General features: G+C 49.7%; 18 protein-coding genes. 3 read left to right on the forward strand and 15 right to left on the reverse strand.

The genetic code is table 11. The features are described from left to right. The 4 genes from AC4MRN_RS12725 to AC4MRN_RS12740 all read right to left on the reverse strand — a co-directional run. A partial coding sequence (locus AC4MRN_RS12725; RefSeq protein ID WP_491203485.1) for a vWA domain-containing protein occupies positions 1 to 758 on the reverse strand: 758 nt, incomplete at its 3' end. Next, complete coding sequence (locus AC4MRN_RS12730; RefSeq protein ID WP_491203486.1) at positions 758 to 1,330, reverse strand: pilus assembly PilX family protein; 573 nt, start codon at positions 1,328 to 1,330, stop codon at positions 758 to 760. The genes AC4MRN_RS12725 and AC4MRN_RS12730, both read right to left, overlap by 1 nt. Beyond that, entirely contained in the window at positions 1,327 to 2,175 is an 849-nt protein-coding gene (locus AC4MRN_RS12735; RefSeq protein WP_370240504.1) for a PilW family protein, read from the reverse strand. Before AC4MRN_RS12735 ends, AC4MRN_RS12730 begins: the two co-directional genes overlap by 4 nt. After that, complete coding sequence (locus AC4MRN_RS12740; RefSeq protein WP_491203487.1) at positions 2,172 to 2,792, reverse strand: type IV pilus modification PilV family protein; 621 nt, start codon at positions 2,790 to 2,792, stop codon at positions 2,172 to 2,174. Before AC4MRN_RS12740 ends, AC4MRN_RS12735 begins: the two co-directional genes overlap by 4 nt. Before the next feature lie 273 nt (positions 2,793 to 3,065). Here AC4MRN_RS12740 and AC4MRN_RS12745 point away from each other — a divergent pair, with 273 nt between their 5' ends. Beyond that, on the forward strand, positions 3,066 to 3,641 hold the full coding sequence (locus AC4MRN_RS12745) for a hypothetical protein (protein ID WP_491203488.1): 576 nt from the start codon (positions 3,066 to 3,068) through the stop codon (positions 3,639 to 3,641). A gap of 112 nt (positions 3,642 to 3,753) precedes the next feature. After that, entirely contained in the window at positions 3,754 to 4,302 is a 549-nt protein-coding gene (locus AC4MRN_RS12750; protein WP_491203489.1) for a YaeQ family protein, read from the forward strand. Positions 4,303 to 4,343: 41 nt separating this feature from the next. Here AC4MRN_RS12750 and AC4MRN_RS12755 read toward each other — a convergent pair whose 3' ends face one another. The 4 genes from AC4MRN_RS12755 to AC4MRN_RS12770 form a co-directional block, all read right to left on the reverse strand. Next, entirely contained in the window at positions 4,344 to 4,664 is a 321-nt protein-coding gene (locus AC4MRN_RS12755; protein WP_491203490.1) for a HigA family addiction module antitoxin, read from the reverse strand. Positions 4,665 to 5,069: 405 nt separating this feature from the next. Further along, the gene (locus tag AC4MRN_RS12760) at positions 5,070 to 5,654 is read right to left on the reverse strand and encodes a type IV pilus modification PilV family protein (protein WP_491203491.1); all 585 of its coding nucleotides are present in this window, start codon (positions 5,652 to 5,654) and stop codon (positions 5,070 to 5,072) included. Between the two features lie 9 nt (positions 5,655 to 5,663). Next, positions 5,664 to 6,803, reverse strand: coding sequence for a hypothetical protein (locus AC4MRN_RS12765; RefSeq protein WP_491203492.1), 1,140 nt, complete (start codon positions 6,801 to 6,803; stop codon positions 5,664 to 5,666). Continuing rightward, positions 6,793 to 7,425 carry a hypothetical protein gene (locus AC4MRN_RS12770; protein ID WP_491203493.1) on the reverse strand — a complete coding sequence of 211 codons (633 nt, stop codon included), beginning with the start codon at positions 7,423 to 7,425 and terminating at the stop codon, positions 6,793 to 6,795. Before AC4MRN_RS12770 ends, AC4MRN_RS12765 begins: the two co-directional genes overlap by 11 nt. Before the next feature lie 152 nt (positions 7,426 to 7,577). Between AC4MRN_RS12770 and AC4MRN_RS12775 the strand changes: the two genes are divergently transcribed. Next, entirely contained in the window at positions 7,578 to 7,952 is a 375-nt protein-coding gene (locus tag AC4MRN_RS12775) for a type IV pilin protein (protein WP_491203494.1), read from the forward strand. A gap of 42 nt (positions 7,953 to 7,994) precedes the next feature. Here AC4MRN_RS12775 and ispH read toward each other — a convergent pair whose 3' ends face one another. The 7 genes from ispH to AC4MRN_RS12810 all read right to left on the reverse strand — a co-directional run bounded on the left by ispH (position 7,995) and on the right by AC4MRN_RS12810 (position 15,933). Then, positions 7,995 to 8,939 carry a 4-hydroxy-3-methylbut-2-enyl diphosphate reductase gene (gene ispH, locus AC4MRN_RS12780; RefSeq protein WP_073323011.1) on the reverse strand — a complete coding sequence of 315 codons (945 nt, stop codon included), beginning with the start codon at positions 8,937 to 8,939 and terminating at the stop codon, positions 7,995 to 7,997. A 17-nt stretch (positions 8,940 to 8,956) separates the two neighbouring features. Then, positions 8,957 to 9,409 (reverse strand): FKBP-type peptidyl-prolyl cis-trans isomerase, encoded by a 453-nt coding sequence (gene fkpB / locus AC4MRN_RS12785; RefSeq protein ID WP_370240525.1) that lies wholly within the window; start codon positions 9,407 to 9,409, stop codon positions 8,957 to 8,959. A gap of 3 nt (positions 9,410 to 9,412) precedes the next feature. Next, positions 9,413 to 9,937: a signal peptidase II gene (lspA, locus tag AC4MRN_RS12790; protein WP_073323015.1), complete on the reverse strand. Its 525-nt coding sequence runs from the start codon at positions 9,935 to 9,937 to the stop codon at positions 9,413 to 9,415. Next, positions 9,930 to 12,752 (reverse strand): isoleucine--tRNA ligase, encoded by a 2,823-nt coding sequence (gene ileS, locus AC4MRN_RS12795; protein ID WP_491203495.1) that lies wholly within the window; start codon positions 12,750 to 12,752, stop codon positions 9,930 to 9,932. Before ileS ends, lspA begins: the two co-directional genes overlap by 8 nt. Before the next feature lie 50 nt (positions 12,753 to 12,802). After that, positions 12,803 to 13,738, reverse strand: a complete 936-nt coding sequence (ribF, locus tag AC4MRN_RS12800) for a bifunctional riboflavin kinase/FAD synthetase (RefSeq protein ID WP_155014122.1) — start codon at positions 13,736 to 13,738, stop codon at positions 12,803 to 12,805. Positions 13,739 to 13,813: 75 nt separating this feature from the next. After that, entirely contained in the window at positions 13,814 to 15,382 is a 1,569-nt protein-coding gene (gene murJ, locus AC4MRN_RS12805; protein WP_073323019.1) for a murein biosynthesis integral membrane protein MurJ, read from the reverse strand. 113 nt (positions 15,383 to 15,495) lie between these two features. After that, a complete protein-coding gene (locus AC4MRN_RS12810; protein WP_162359803.1) occupies positions 15,496 to 15,933 on the reverse strand; it encodes a CBS domain-containing protein in 438 nt (145 codons plus the stop codon). Positions 15,934 to 16,279 lie beyond the last annotated feature (346 nt).

Genomic DNA, 16,279 nt, shown 5'->3' on the forward strand with positions numbered 1-16,279 from the left:
ACCAGTAGCGTTAAGGCATTCCCTCCGCACCAGGTAGACAAGTCGATAATTTCCTGAATAACGGGTGTAATATCAGGTGTACTGACTTCTTCTCCGGATGCCGGAAACTCATTACCCGTGCTCCAGTCCACGGTGGCCGTTGTTTGCGTTTTCGATGTTATCGAGCCTGAGCCAGTAGAAAGCGCTGAAGAGTTTCCGGTACTTTCACCGGCAATCGTAATAGTAGTATCTGCAATGTTGTACTGGGCCGAAGTAAACTTGAGGTAAGCAGACGTTATGACCGCACCTTGGGGAATATTCAGTGATTCAAAACGAAACGCCGAGGTAACAGGCGTTGTAGAATAACTGATCACAATGTCGTCTGACGTGGTGTTTACGCTCGAACTCATTTCATAACCATCATTCTGCGAACCGGCCGTCGACGTGCTCATTTGCACATCAATGGTTTGATTGATATCCGTTACCGGATACAGGATCGGGCCGCCATAATCAGAAAAACGCATCAGGCCTGCGTTAATATTCGTCGCCTGCCCTAGCGCTGTTTTCAGGGCGTTTTGCACGCGTAGCATGCGGGATTCCGAGCCACCGTCCATCGACCCCATACTGCCCGACGTATCCATAATAAACAGCACATTGGGGTTGTAGGTTTGTGCGCTGTTTGAGGTCCCGATGAAAATATCCAGATCGTCTGCAACAGCGATATTCAGAAAAGTGATTAGAGAAAAGCTGCACAACCAGCTGATATTGCGAAATTTCATTACTGCGCCTCCGTTGAAGGGCCAAAGACTGCAACGGTCAGCGTGTTCGCTTTCGTAACCCGCTTCCCTTCAATTTGACCGCAACCTCGAATAACAAACACGTGGCAGCGTAATCCACCGCTACCAATAACATTACTTGAACCCCGGCAAGGTCGCTCGACCACAAACGCGGTGCGCGACCAGCTGTTTACGTCTGGCTGTGAATGAAACTGGCCTGACGCTGTGTGCTGTTGCCCTTTCGACAACCCACTGGCAGTTAACTGACGGTTAGTCCAGTCTGCGCTATTGGCACACGCAAGGTTGGCATTAGCCGGGTCAAACTGCGTTCCCTGACGCGCTGCAGTAAGCGGGTCGTCAACATTGTCATCGGTTAAAATGGTGTCGTCTTCCGCTTCAAAGATAACACCGGCGATCGCCGCTTCTGCCGCATCGAATGCCAGTCCCTGGGCCTGCACGGAACTGGCCATTTTGGTTTGACTCACACTGCTACTGACTGCCGCTACGCCGAGCAACGTGACACACAATAAAAAGACCAGGGCAATCACCAGCACCACACCTTGCTGAGACTTCATAATGCTGCACTCCCAACATAGTTCAGGCTGTTTCGCAGTGCTACGGACACGGCAAATACCTGATAATAATGTTTTACATCCAGGGTTAACGGCGCTTCGGAGAGTAACCGGACCTGGTTCGTCGCGGTATTTTGAATATTGGTAGGCTCGCTTTTCAGCAATAGCTCAATGCGAACGCTAACAACCTGCTGATTGGCAAGGCGGGCAGCGGCAAGCTGACTGGCGTCGACAAACTGGACTACCTGACTGTTGTTGTTATTCACGTCGTCAGACAAGCCATATTCCACCTGAAAGCTGGCGACATTGTCGAGGATCACCACTTCACTGCTTGGCGTACTATTCCCTACCAGCCCTCGTAAATAACGGCCGCTGTAACCAATACACTTCAGTTGATCACCGTCTACAAAATAACGGTTAACTACATGCATTTCCTGCGGTGACACCAAACCAAATGAATTCCCTGTGCAGTCTTCTCCCGCTAACAAATTCACCACCACTTCATCACTGTTTGTACTGCTACCTTCTGCACTGCCGACGGTAGCCTGCGCATTGTAATCTCCTGGCAACGCAATCGGCTGACTTTGCACGAAACTCGCTTCCAACAACAAATCCACCGAATTGTCTACGCTGGATACCGTGGTGTCGTACCTGCCCGCTTCCATCAACTCTTCTTGCAGACGCATTGAAATATAACGCCCTGACTCCTGCACTTCAGCAATGGCCTGATTCAAGGTATTGGTGGCACGCGTACTAACCAATACCTGGATCACACCCACGGTTAGCATGAGTCCCAGCAACATGGAAATCATTAACTCCACCAGAGAGAAACCCGACTGCGCTCTCACAGCGTGATCTCCTTAATGACACACGCACGATTAGTGCTGCCGGTAATAGCGCAACGGGAGTCGGCCTGAACGCTGTTACCGGTGCTGGATTTCACCGGCCAGCTGACCGCAATACTGATGAGGGAGCCGGATGAGCACAGTTTAGCGTCGCCGGCATCCCGGTCGTTACATGTTACGTTTAACCACATATTCGGATTGCTGCGTACTGCCTGGCAGCTGGCTTCCCAACCGGTAAACGACGCCAGGTCGTTCACCGAGCATTGCGCGCCTCTGCAATTCGGGATACCCGCAGGCTGGGTCAGGCAAAGGCATTGGTAATTATCGCTGTTGGCATTACAGGTCACATTCTGAAAATTGTAGATATTGGAGTTCAGGAAGGCATCGTCAATTTCCCAGCCGTCGTCGGTGGTTGACGGTTCAGCAACCGCAACGAGCTGCTCCGCCACATAGCGAGCGACCAACTCTCCCTGACTGCGACTGACCGACTGCACGTTGTTAAAGGTACCGGTGAACTGCAAAGAAGCCACGCCCAAGAGTCCAACAGACAGTACGAAGAGACTAACCAGAATCTCCATCATACCGACGCCGGCCTGGGTGGTGTGACGCTGTCTTATCATTTTCAATACCTGTTGTATTCGGTTTAATTGGAATGTCGATTACAGCCTGTGAATACGTATTTCACCGGGCCACACGATTCAACATCTACTATTACGTACTAGCATAGTAGATAAATTCGCTCAAAATTGCATGAGAATAGGGTAGCTGTGGAGGCTGTTTCGTATAAGTTTGAATAACTGTCCTGAACGCGCTCAAAACCTACCCCAACGCACAGCTGTGTTATCGGACACGCGCAAGTATTGTTTAGTTTCGGTAATCAGCGCGGGGACCCTATGCAACAAACTAAAACGGGGCAGGACACAAAAAATAGGCTGCGCTCGCAAACGGAGCCACACACACAAACAGGCAGGTCACTCATTGAACTGCTGATATGTCTGGTCGTGTTGTCGGTTTTGCTGGTTAAAGGGGTAAGTAGCTATGCATCAATGCAAAAGCGCCAACATCTCATTGGTGCCGCGCAGGCCAGCTACTTTTTTCTGCAGCGGGCCAGAAGCGAATCGATTCGGGCAAATGCCACTATTCACCTGGACATTAACCCTGTTGGTAAAGCATGCCTGGGGCTTAGCGAAATTCAGGGATGTCAATGTGACCTAATTAACAGCTGCCTCATAAACCACCAGCAAAACGTGCTTCACTTCGCAGAATATCCCGGTATTACCATCACCAACGTGTCTTTCGGTAACCCGCCACAAAGTCGCTTTACCGCTCCAAGAGGCATGGCAACTGGCTTTGCAGGAAGCCTGCAACTTAGCAACGGTGAGCACACGCTTAAACTACTCCTGAGTAATATGGGTAGAGTGCGCATTTGCACAACCACGCCGCCCTTTTCCCCTTATAAGAGTTGTTAGCAACGAAATTGGATCGCAATGGTATCCAGAACTGGTAGTATGTGCGCCATATTTGCCTGCGACAGCTATTCTGCTGAAATCTGTCGTTCGCTGTTTAACATCCGGAATTCTCATGGCACTTAAAGCGACCATTTTTAAAGCAGATCTATCCATATCGGATATGGATCGCAATTATTACAACGACCACAATTTAACCATTGCCCGTCATCCATCAGAGAACGATGCTCGCATGATGTTACGTATTATTGCGTTCATTGTTAACGCCCACGAGCGCCTGCAATTTACCAAAGGATTGTCCGACGATGACGTACCGGATTTGTGGCAAAAGAGCTTTAGCGATGAAATTGAACTGTGGATTGAGCTTGGCCAGCCGTCTGAGCAGCGTATCAAAAAAGGCTGTAACCAAAGCCAACATATGATGATTTATGCCTACGCCGATAACAGTTTTGATGCCTGGTGGAAGAAAGAACAATCCAAATTACAGACCAGAAACAACTTGTCTGTCTTCACTTTACCTGCCGACCTGGTAAGTACACTGGAAAATGTGGTGCAGCGCTCAATGCAGATTCAGGTCACGATTCAGGATGGGCAAATGTGGCTCACGATAGAAGGCCCGGACGTCACCGAAAGCGTTGAAGTTGCCATTGAGAAATGGCTTTAAACTAACCAAGTGGGTTTCGCTAACATAATATGCATGGCCCACTAGCCGTAAATTAACTGCTTTGCGGGTTTGGAACTGGATGTCTTATACAAATCATAAGCATTTTGATAATTCAACCACGCAGCCGCACTGATATTCGTTACTGACTCTAGTTTCCGGGCTAACTCGATTTGAACACTAACATGCCCATTGATGAAACGGGATAAATGTTTCGGTGAGATCCCCATCAACGCTGCGATTTCTGGCTGTTTTAATCGCGACTTGCTTAAACATCTTCGTTTAAAGACATCTCCCGGATGAGGCCGGTATAACCCTTCATCCCGACTAACGCTTTCAGCGGAGCCAGCAAACTCAGGTATCATGGATTGTACTCCCTGAAGTCAATGTTGTAGCAGTTACCATCCCAAAAATCGCAAATGACCGCACCACAAGGCTCGATATTATTAACGGTAATAGTCACCGACCAAGTCCTTTTATCATTGGGATTAAATTGTACTGCGCCAATGTCGTGTAAATCAGTAATCACATCTGCGGCATCTAAATCGAATAGCACATTCCGGATTTCAAAGTTGTAGAGCGAAGGAAAAACAGACAAATCGTCGTTTACCCATACTTCTTTGAGTCTTCGGTCTATTATCGTTTTTATCGACATGACAACACTGCCATTACCTACAAGGTAATATTACCCAAAAGGTAATACTATGCAAGTTGGTGGACCACCTCAATCTGAAAAAGCCGTCAATAACGATTAGACTTAGCATGATGGATTAATTTCCTGTTGGCGATATACCTATCGCGGGTACGGGGGCAACATAAGGGTTTAACGCGACACCAGCTCGGGCAGCCAGAATTGGGGCGATAACGCCTTCTGCCGTTACCGTATTTAGCTTGCCCTTGTTATCGGTCCAACTCACCTGCACCACTACCTGCTTAGCCTGCACTGCAGTTACAAGCGTTTGTTGCGCTGTCGATAGCTGACTACCTGTTTGCCAGTTGTCTGGCTGACCGTTTCCCGTGGTATCAACGAAATAAACGTCAGTTACCTGCCAGTTACGCTGAAAATTCACTGACGTTGAAACACTAACAGGATGGAGAATTTGCCCAGCCGGCAACTGCCCGCCTTTATTATTCGCAATACTTTTGAAGTCATTGGCATTCTGAGCCGACGACTCTAACCACTGAAAATGCGCCAAATCATCCAGCTTTTCCTGCGCCAGATACCAGGCGTGGGTGCGCAAAGCCTGTTGTTCATCCAACTGCACGAAATGGGTCTGCAGTGTGATTAACCCCGTTCCTGATATCGCAACCAGTGATGTCGCCACAAGTAACTCTACAAAGGAAAATCCGCGCATGCCTTGTCCTTAAAAATCCCGCCAGCTGCCCGGAACAACGGCCACTCGGGTAAAAGGAGATTGCTGTAGATTATTCAACGCAGTCTTGTCGTAAACCACCTGCACCTTTGTGTTTGCGGTATCGACCTGTTGATTAGCCAGCAATACGCCATGGATGACTGCACTATTATTCGCAGCAATATGGAACGGCCCCTTGTTTGCTGCGGTAAGGGCCCAGAAGACCAAACCGTGCACGGCGGCACTGGCCTGCAGCGTCAGACTCCCATTCTCAACTACCAGCAAAACAGGCTCAGCCGCACTTCCCAACGTAACGCCTGGCGCAATATCGCAATTGCCTTGCACCCACACAAAGCCTGATGTGAGCGAAGATATTGAAGAACAATCTGCGGTTCTGACATTGGCCTCTTGCGCCAACACAGATAGTTCACTGGCCTTAAGGTTAAATGCATAAAGCCACAAGTCAGCAGGAAAAGTACTATTGTTAGCGAGTACATCACTGCCAAACGCGCCCACGTGACTCAGCGTGTTGCCACCGCATCCCACGGTGCTTAAATACGCCGGGGAGCACGTCTCAATGTTGGCGGTTGGACTTAAAACTGGTGCTGACCACAGCGCCAGCGGCTGCCCCTGCCCGACTCCATCATGATTAACGCCGATGACTAATTGGCTGCCAATGGTCACAGCCCCATTCAGCGCTGCAGGTCCTGCGCCGATCATGACAGGAGCCGGCGGTATACGCGCCACGATGGGATAAATCACTGCATCTGCCGCAACGTTTGCCTGGGTTAATCCATCTTGTGTGGTGCCTGTCGCACTCAGTGAAATAGCACGTTTAAACATTGTGCCTGCAGACAAGGGATTATCGGTTGTTTGCACCACGTAATGACTTCCCGAAGACAGCACCCCTCCGGTGCCTGGCGATGACCAGTCAGGCTTTGCCTGCAAGGTTGCGAGCGCCTGGTTCAGCCCTCTATTGGCAGCATTTAAGGCAAGATTTCGACTTTGCACATTATTGAGTATTTGATACTCCAGCGACTTCACTTTACTCACGTACAAGGTAACCAGTGTGGCCAGTATAAGTAACAGCAGTACCCCGCTGAGCAGCGCCATGCCTGAACATTGAGTCTGCTGACAACGGTTAACCCACATGATTTTTTACCAGTACTGTTTTGCTGTAGGTTTGTGACAATCCGGGATTGGCTTTCAGGTATCCCGATAGACGAATAGCAACACGGGTAACGGGCACCCCGCTTTGATTTAGTGTGCTCGGCTGAAAAGACAGTTCAGTGACAATCACCAGATCCCTGTCGGAAATATCCTCCCACCCTTTGCTGTGGCAGCTTGCACCGGCTTTACGCACTTCCACAGTTTTATTTTGCAGGCGGTAGCCAAAATGTTCGTTCGGAAATTGTGTGTCTAATACGCCGTTGCTGTTTACATCATAACGAAAGGTAACACAGGTATTGGCGGGCTCACTGGGATAGGCACCAAAAGACAGGTGATGACTGAATACGCTACCAAAAGCGCCAGGTTGTAATGTCTGCTGCGTGTTGCCGTCATACCCTGCGCGCTGGAGATCCGATTGTATCAACGCAAAGACATTGCCCAACTCTTCGGTCAGTCGCGCATTATTGAGCAAATGTTGGTTCAGACTGACTGAGCCTGCAACCAAACTGGTGAGCGCCAGCGTTGCCCCACTGCCAAGACCCAACACAATAATGAGCTCAGGTAAGGCCATTCCCTGCCAATGCCGAAACATATCATCATTCACCTAGTTATCCCTTGATGGCTTCAGTTTGCATTACGCACTTCATAACCAACACTGTCCTTACTACCGGTTTTTCTAAAGCCCTACCAAAGTACGTTGGTTGCCCAGGTGTATTTGGCTAGTCTTGAGTCCATGGCTAACAAAGGAATGAGTCGATGACACACAATACGCAAACTGGCTATACGTTGCTGGAACTAATGATAGGAGTACTTATTGTGGGGATCCTGAGTGCCGTCGCGATGCCTGTCTATCAGGAGCAAATTCGAAAGGTGCGTAGGGATGCAGTAAAAATGCAGTTGTTGAGTTTACATATCGACCAGCAAGCATATCGCCTGCAAAACCCCAGCTTTGCCACTGGTCAGAAACTGGGCTTACCGTTATCGGATTTCTATCAGTTTTCCGTTGCGAACGTGTCATCGCAAACCTTTGTTCTTACAGCAAAGGCACTCGGCACGCAAAAACAGGACAAGGGATGTGTAAGCTTAACCATCGATCAGTCGATGACTCGTCACCCCAGCGGTTGCTGGTGAATGTAGTTTTAGGAAGGTGGTAAAGCAAAACAGGTTAGCGAGTTAGCTAACCTGTTTGATACGCAGTTCTTTAGGTACCGCAAACTCAATGTTTTCTTCGCGGCCAGGGCGCTCAGAGGCCGTTACGGCTCCCCAGTCCAGCAAACGCTGAATAACGCGTTTTACCAATACTTCAGGGGCTGATGCACCGGCAGTGACACCAATGTGCTCCACGCCGTCCAGCCAGTCTTTCTGAATACAGGCTTCATCTGCAATCAAATAGGCCTTTGCACCGATTTTCTCTGCCAACTCACGCAGGCGGTTAGAGTTTGAGCTGTTTTGTGCACCAACCACAAACAACACCTGACAATCCTGTGCCAGCTCACGAACCGCATCCTGACGGTTTTGTGTCGCATAACAGATATCGTCTTTACGCGGTCCTTCGATTTTCGGAAAACGCTGACGCAGCGCATCGATAACGTCTGCGGTATCGTCTACCGACAGCGTTGTCTGACTGCAGTAGTAAAGGGCATTGGGATTTTTCACTTCCAGCGTGGCTACGTCGTCGCTGGACTCAACCAAGTAAATGCCGCCTTCCGGATTGTCGTACTGACCCATTGTGCCTTCTACTTCCGGGTGACCAGCGTGACCAATTAGAATACACTCGGTACCCCGTTTACTGGCACGGGTGACTTCTAAATGCACTTTTGTGACCAACGGACAGGTAGCATCAAAGACTTTTAAGCCACGACGCTCTGCTTCTTTGCGCACTGCCTGAGACACGCCGTGCGCAGAAAAAATGACGATGTTGTCGTCTGGCACTTCGGTAAGCTCATCGACGAATATCGCGCCGCGTTCTTTCAGGCCGTCAACCACAAACCGGTTGTGGACCACTTCATGACGCACATAAATCGGTGGCTGAAAGATTTCCAGCGCGCGCTCAACAATGGTTATGGCTCGGTCAACACCGGCACAAAAACCTCGCGGATTAGCTAAGTGAATTTGCATACCACAGGCTCCTTGGCTTATGCGTTGATCACGTCGATGATTTCAACATCAAACACCACGGTTTGTCCAGCAAGGGGATGATTAAAGTCCACTGTGACTGAATCACCTGCCACACTGCGCACGATCCCAGGCACTTCGCTGCCGTCTGGTTGCGCAAATGCGATGATGGTGCCGGGTTCAATGGTCATATCACCACTGAAACGACTGCGATCCATATGATGAATGTTGTCGGGGTTTGACTGTCCAAATGCGTCATCCGGGCCCAGCTCAAATGACTTTTTATCACCGGCTTTCAATCCCAGCAAACAGGCTTCAAAGTTCGGTGTTAAGCTGCCGTCGCCCATGACTAATTTGGCGGGCTTCTTGTTAACCCGCGTACTGTCTGCTGCAGAGCCGTCTGATAACTTCAGGTCAAAATGCATAATGACCTGGCTGCTTGGGCCAATGACCGGTAAGGCTTGTTCGCTCACGGTTTATTTCTCACTTGCTGATTGGGTTGTCGTATCGCTGGCACTGTCTGATTTGTTCGTTAACATGTCCCAAATCAGTAATGCTGCACCAACGAAGATGGCGCTGTCGGCTAAATTAAATGCCGGCCAGTGCCAATCATTTACGTAAAAATCCAGAAAATCGATGACATAGCCATGCACAATACGGTCATAAACATTTCCGATCGCACCGCCTAAAATGAAACTAAAGGCCACTGGTAGAAGCTTTTGTTGCTTGGGCGTTTGCTTTAACCACCATAAGATCACCGCACTAACGGCAATCGCGATGGCGGTGAAAAACCAGCGCTGCCAGCCACCTGCGCCATGCAGGAAGCTAAATGCCGCACCGTAGTTGTGCACGTAGGTGAAGTTGAAGAATGGCATTACCTGAATGGACTCATACAAGTCCATTTTGGCCATTACCTCGTATTTGCTCCACAGATCCAGCAACACGGTAACGGCGCTGATCCAAAGAAAACGCAGCCCGGTTTGGCTTACCACATTAAGCATAGTGACGTACTTCTCCGTCGCCATCTACGTTGGTCACGCAGCGGCCACACAGCTCTTCGTGACCTGTATGTGAGCCCACATCTTCACGGTGATGCCAGCAGCGGACACATTTTTCGCCAGCCGTTTTGGCCACACTGACAAACAAACCAGATACATCGGTCTTCTCGGCGTCGTCGGTTTTCTCGGCAGACGCTTTCACCGTCGCACCCGAGGTGATTAATACGAAACGCAGTTCATCACCTAACAGATCCAGCTGGGTTTTTAATGCTTCATCGGCATACAAGGTAATATCGGCTTCCAGTGAACCACCGAGTACCTGCGCTTTACGCGCTTGCTCCAACGCTTGGTTAACCGCATCTTTCACGGCCATGATCTGTTGCCAGAAATCATCGTCCAGTGCGCCGTCCTGAGTAAAGCTATTGAAGCCGTCATACCAGGTTTCAGTGAACACAAACTTGCCGCGTTCACCCGGCATTTCCTGCCAGATTTCCTGAGCAGTAAAACTGGTGATCGGTGCCATCCAGCGAACCAACGCTTCTACAATGTGGTACAGCGCTGTTTGACATGAACGACGAGCAACACTGTCCTGCTTCGCGGTGTATTGTCTGTCTTTGATGATATCCAGATAGAAGCTACCCAGATCAAGCGAACAGAAGTGCGTGAGCTTTTGCGATACCACCAGCAAATCGTAGCGCTCATAAGCGGCAACCAACTCTTCCTGTAACTGCTTGGCACGGGTGACCATCCAGCGATCCAGTGCCACCATATCCTGCTCTGCAACTAAGTCAGTAGCAGGGTTAAACCCGTTCAGGTTAGCCAGCAAGAAACGGGATGTGTTACGCAAACGGCGATAGTTATCGGCGGCGCGTTTCAAAATTTCATCCGATACTGCGATTTCACCGCGGTAATCCGTAGAGGCAACCCACAAACGCAGGATGTCGGCACCCAGTTTGTTAGTGACTTCCTGTGGCGCAACCACGTTACCCAAAGACTTGGACATTTTCTTGCCCTGAGCGTCCACGGTAAAGCCATGGGTCAGCACTTGCTTGTATGGCGCGTGACCGTGCATGGCAGTAGACGTCATTAACGACGACATAAACCAGCCGCGGTGTTGGTCAGAACCTTCCAGGTACAAATCAGCTGACGCCGGGATATCGTCGCGACAATCCACAACAAAGAAATGTGTCACACCTGAATCGAACCAGACGTCCAGCGTATCGGTTACTTTTTCGTATTGGTCAGCATCGCTACCCAACAAGGCTGCATCGTCGATATCCCACCAGGCCTGAATCCCTGAGGTTTCAATGTCCGCCGCAACTTTTTCGATTAGCGCAGAAGTTTCAGGGTGTAGTTCACCCGATACTTTATGTACATAAAGTGGAATTGGCACACCCCAGGTACGCTGACGTGAGATACACCAGTCAGGGCGACCTTCTACCATTTTGCTGATGCGGTTTTCGCCCCACTCCGGGATCCACTGAGTATTGCGAATTTGTTCTAACGACTGTTCGCGTAAACCCAGCTTGTCCATGCTCACAAACCACTGTGGCGTGGCACGGAAAATAATCGGCGTTTTGTGACGCCAGCAGTGCGGATAGCTGTGCTCATAAGCCACATTCAATACCAGATTGCCATGCTCGGCCAGGGTATCGATAACCGACTGGTTCGCTTTAAACACATGCTGACCGGCAAACAGCGGGGTATTTTCTAAATACACCCCGTTGTTGCCAACTGGGTTGTACACTTCGATGTCGTATTGCTTACATACGTTAAAGTCGTCCACACCGTGTGCAGGCGCGGTGTGAACACAGCCGGTACCTGACTCGGTTGTGACGTGGTCGCCCAGCACGATCAGTGACGTTTTATCCAGGAAAGGATGCTGTAAGCGCGCTTTATCTAACGCACCGCCAATGCACGTTGCTACGACGTTAAACGCTTCACTGCCGTAACGTTTGGCACAACTTTCCGCCAGATCGCTGGCTACAATCAACCAATCTGAAGCACCTTCCAGTGCAATGAGAGAATATTCTAACTCCGGGTGCAGACTCACGGCCAGGTTGGCAGGCAAGGTCCAAGGGGTTGTTGTCCAGATAACAACGCCGGTGTTGTGCGCTGTTAAATCGTCTTCGCTAACGCCGAAAGCATTTGCAAACACGTCGACGTCAGCCAGCGGGAATTTTACATCGATGGCAGGCGACGTTTTGTCTTTGTACTCAACTTCCGCTTCAGCCAATGCTGAGCCACAGTCAGTACACCAGTGAACCGGTTTAAAGCCTTTTTCCAGGTGACCGGCTTCAATGATTTTGCCCAGTGCGCGAACAATGTTGGCTTCTGACGCGAAATCCATGGTTTTGTATGGCTTGTCCCACTCGCCCAGTACACCCAGACGTTTAAAGTCTGCCATTTGGCCGTCGATTTGCTTTTGCGCGTAGTCGCGGCATTTTTGGCGAAACTCTGCGGCACTGACCTTCACACCAGGCTTACCGACTTTCTTCTCGACCATCAGTTCGATAGGCAGGCCGTGACAGTCCCAGCCAGGCACATAAGGCGCATCGAAGTCAGAGAGGGTTTTCGACTTCACAATAATGTCTTTGAGGATCTTATTCACCGCGTGACCAATGTGAATATTTCCATTGGCATACGGGGGGCCGTCGTGCAGCACAAAAGGCGTTTTACCGGCTTTGGCTTCACGAATTTGCTTATACAAACCTTGCTTTTCCCAGCTTTTCAGCATTTGGGGTTCACGTTGGGCAAGGTTTCCACGCATCGGAAACTGAGTTTCCGGCAAATTCAGTGTGGCTTTGTAATCACTCATAGCGTTTGTTATTTCCGTCCGCGTTATCGGGAGGTTCCCGTTTCAGACCTTTACAGGTCGGTATTCATTTTCAAAATCCGCTGTGCCTGGGCAACATCGCGGGCAATCTGTTGTTGTAGTGCTGACAATCCGTCGAACCGTTGTTCATCGCGGATTTTTTCTACCGGCACTACCGTAATTCGCTGACCATACAAATGGCCTTCAAAATTAAAAATATGCACTTCCAGTTGCTTGCGCTGTCCGTTCACTGTAGGGCGCGAACCAATGTTTGCCACACCACAGTAGGCCTTGTCTGCAATGTGCAGCTTTACAGCAAACACACCCGTGACTGGTGTCTGACAACGATTCAATAATACGTTGGCAGTGGGAAAGCCAATGGTACGGCCTTTTTTTTCACCGTGTATTACACGCCCGCTGATGTAGAACGGTCGGCCTAGCATATCTGCAGCCAGCTCAAAGTTGCTGTCCGCCAGCGCTTCGCGCACCGCTGTCGAGCTAATGCGGCAGTCTTTCATGCGGAAGCTTTGGGTGCTGACGACGTCGAAACCGTGTTCGAGTCCGGCAGCCTGTAACATATCGAAATCCCCCTGGCGCGCTTTTCCAAAGCGGAAGTCATCACCAACTACCAGGAATTTCACACCAAGCTTTTTCACCAGCCATTGTTCAATAAATGATTGTGGCGACTGCGCAGCAAACTGGGCATTAAACCGAACACACAACAGGCGATCAACCCCTTGCGCTTTCAGTAGCTGGTATTTTTCTGCCAATGGACTGATGCGCGCAGGCGCAGTATCTGGCGTAAAGACTTCTTCCGGATGCGGTTCAAACACCATTACCGTTGCAGGTAGCCCCAGGCGACGCGCCTGTTCAATGACGTTTTTCAACACCGCCTGATGACCCTGGTGAACGCCGTCAAATTTACCAATGGTTAATACACAACCAAAATGACTGGCTTTCAGATTATTCAGGCCCCGAATAAGCTCCACGATGTACTACAACCTTTCAGATGACTATGTTACAAAGCCGGCGATTATAAACTACCCAGCCCGCAATACCAATCGCTAAGCAGGGTTAAAATTACGGGATTTGAAATGTCGGAAGCGAATACCCATCATAAACAGGCTTGCACCAAACACGGCTACGGCAAGCAATATGGTCAACGTTAGCGAAATAACCTGGTCTTTAAACACTAACGATGTAAAAGGTACGTTGTACTGCATCCACATGATAGACATCGCCATCGCCGTGGTTGCCACCACCACTCGCATAACAAACCCTCGCGTTAACCGGCTGATCTTGTAAACGTTTTGGCGATATAGTCCAATGTAAAGCAACACGGCATTAAGGGTGGCCGACAAGCTGGTTGCGATAGCCAGCCCGATGTAACCATAAGGCAGCGCGAAGATAAGATTGAACAGCATGTTTGCCGCCATACACCAGATGCCGTACTTCACTGGCGTCTTGGTGTCCTGACGGGAGTAGTAACCCGGCGCGAGTACTTTCACCAACATAAAGCTCAGCAGGCCGAAGGAATAGGCCGTTAAACTGTAGGATGCCATGCGTGTGGTTTCCGCTGTAAACGCACCTCGCTGGAAGATAACAGACAAAATCGGCTCGGCTAACACGCCCAAACCAGTCGCTGCAGGAATGCCCAGCAAACACACCATTCGCACCGCCCAATCCATGTTTCCGGAAAAGCCACTTTCGTCTTTACCCACGTGATTGCGCGATAACGTGGGCAAAATAACTGTCGCGATGGCAATGCCAAATAAGCCAAGTGGGAATTCCAGCAACCGGTCGGAGTAATACAACCAACTGATGGACCCGGTGACCAGGAAGCTGGCAATGAAGGTATCCAGCAAAAGGTTAATTTGGCCGACAGACACGCCAAACAGAGCCGGGATCATCAGTGTACGCACTTTGACAACCCCCGGATCGTGCCACCCCCACTTTGGCTTTACCAATAGCCCGGCGCGATACAGAAAAGGCAATTGGAAGGCCAGTTGCACGATACCACCTAAAAACACCCCCCACGCCAGCGCGAAGGCAGGCTGTGACATGTGTGGCGCTAACAACCAGGCACAGGCAATGATACACACGTTCAGTAACACCGGCGTAAACGACGCAACGGCAAATTTGTTCAGGGTATTGAGAATGGCACCCGACAACCCGGTTAACGAAATAAATGCAATATACGGGAAGGTGATTTTGAGCATGGTATTAGCCAGCTCAAATTTCGCGCCGTCTGGCTCGTCGTTCAGGTAATCGATAAACCAGCCTGTGCCAAACAGGGCTGTTAATACGGGGGACAACAGGACGCCCACAATGGCGGTGACAAACACAATTGCACCGAGTGTGCCCGATACATAGGCAACAAACTGTTTTAATCTGACTTCATCCTTTTCGGCGTGAACTTCGGTGAGGACCGGAATAAATGCCTGTGCGAATGCACCTTCAGCAAACAACCTACGCAGAAAATTGGGAATTTTATTGGCGAAGAAAAACACATCCGCGGCGGCTTCAGCCCCCATCAGGCGCGCGATCACCACGTCGCGAACCAAGCCCAATACACGCGACAACAAGGTCATCGTGCTCACAATAAGGCCAGACTTAATTAACTTCCTCGACACAACAATTCCATAATGGGCTTAACGCCCGATACCAATAAGTCAGGCCATTCTAGCGTAAAGTCAGCAAGTTAAGCCAACCTTGATTGCATAATCAGTGAGCGAATTGCGCAGCATCACCCTGCCTGGTCCATCTTATCGATGAGCATCATGGAGAGATTCACAAAATCGGTTGACGTCACAATGCCTATTACCTTGTTGGATTCGTCTACCACCGGTAAGCAGCCATGCTTATTGCGTAAAAAGAACGGGGCGACATCACGGATTAGCTCATCGGCCTTTACCGTATCGAAATCCAGCACCGCCACTTCCATGATGTTGGTGTCTTTTTCATGTTGCTCCAGCGCATCATTGCCATAAAGCACCAACATACTCATCACTTTCGCAATCAGGCTTTTTTGCGTTACCACCCCCACAATAGCCTTGGTGTCTTTGTTCACCACCGGCAAATGGCGAATGCCTCGGTGTCGGGTAATATAGTGGGCGTCGTGAAGGCTGTTGCCTTCGTGAAGTTGCAGCACCGGGCAGGTCATAATATCGGCGACAGTTAGCATAAGCAGGTCCTTAATTAACGCTAAGGTTCGTTCATTATTTTTATTACGTAGTGTAGCCATTAACGGGTCTATCCAGTGTGACCTGAATCAATTCCGATGGTTCCGCTCAGGCAAATCAGAATAGTCGAATGCTGGCAAGCCGTCGGCAGAGAGCTTTCTACAGTCTGTTTTACAATGACTTAGCGGGCTTTTCTTCTCGGCGCTTTTTGGCTATTCTTTGGCCTGTGGAAGAAAAGTTACGCTTATTTGAGAAATTGTTTGACAAATAGCCGATAGCTAAGCATAATCCGCACCCTCGTTTTTGACATGAATTTTTTCTGGGAGTTACACCTTGGCTAACATTAAG

Source organism: Marisediminitalea sp. (assembly GCF_984433645.1).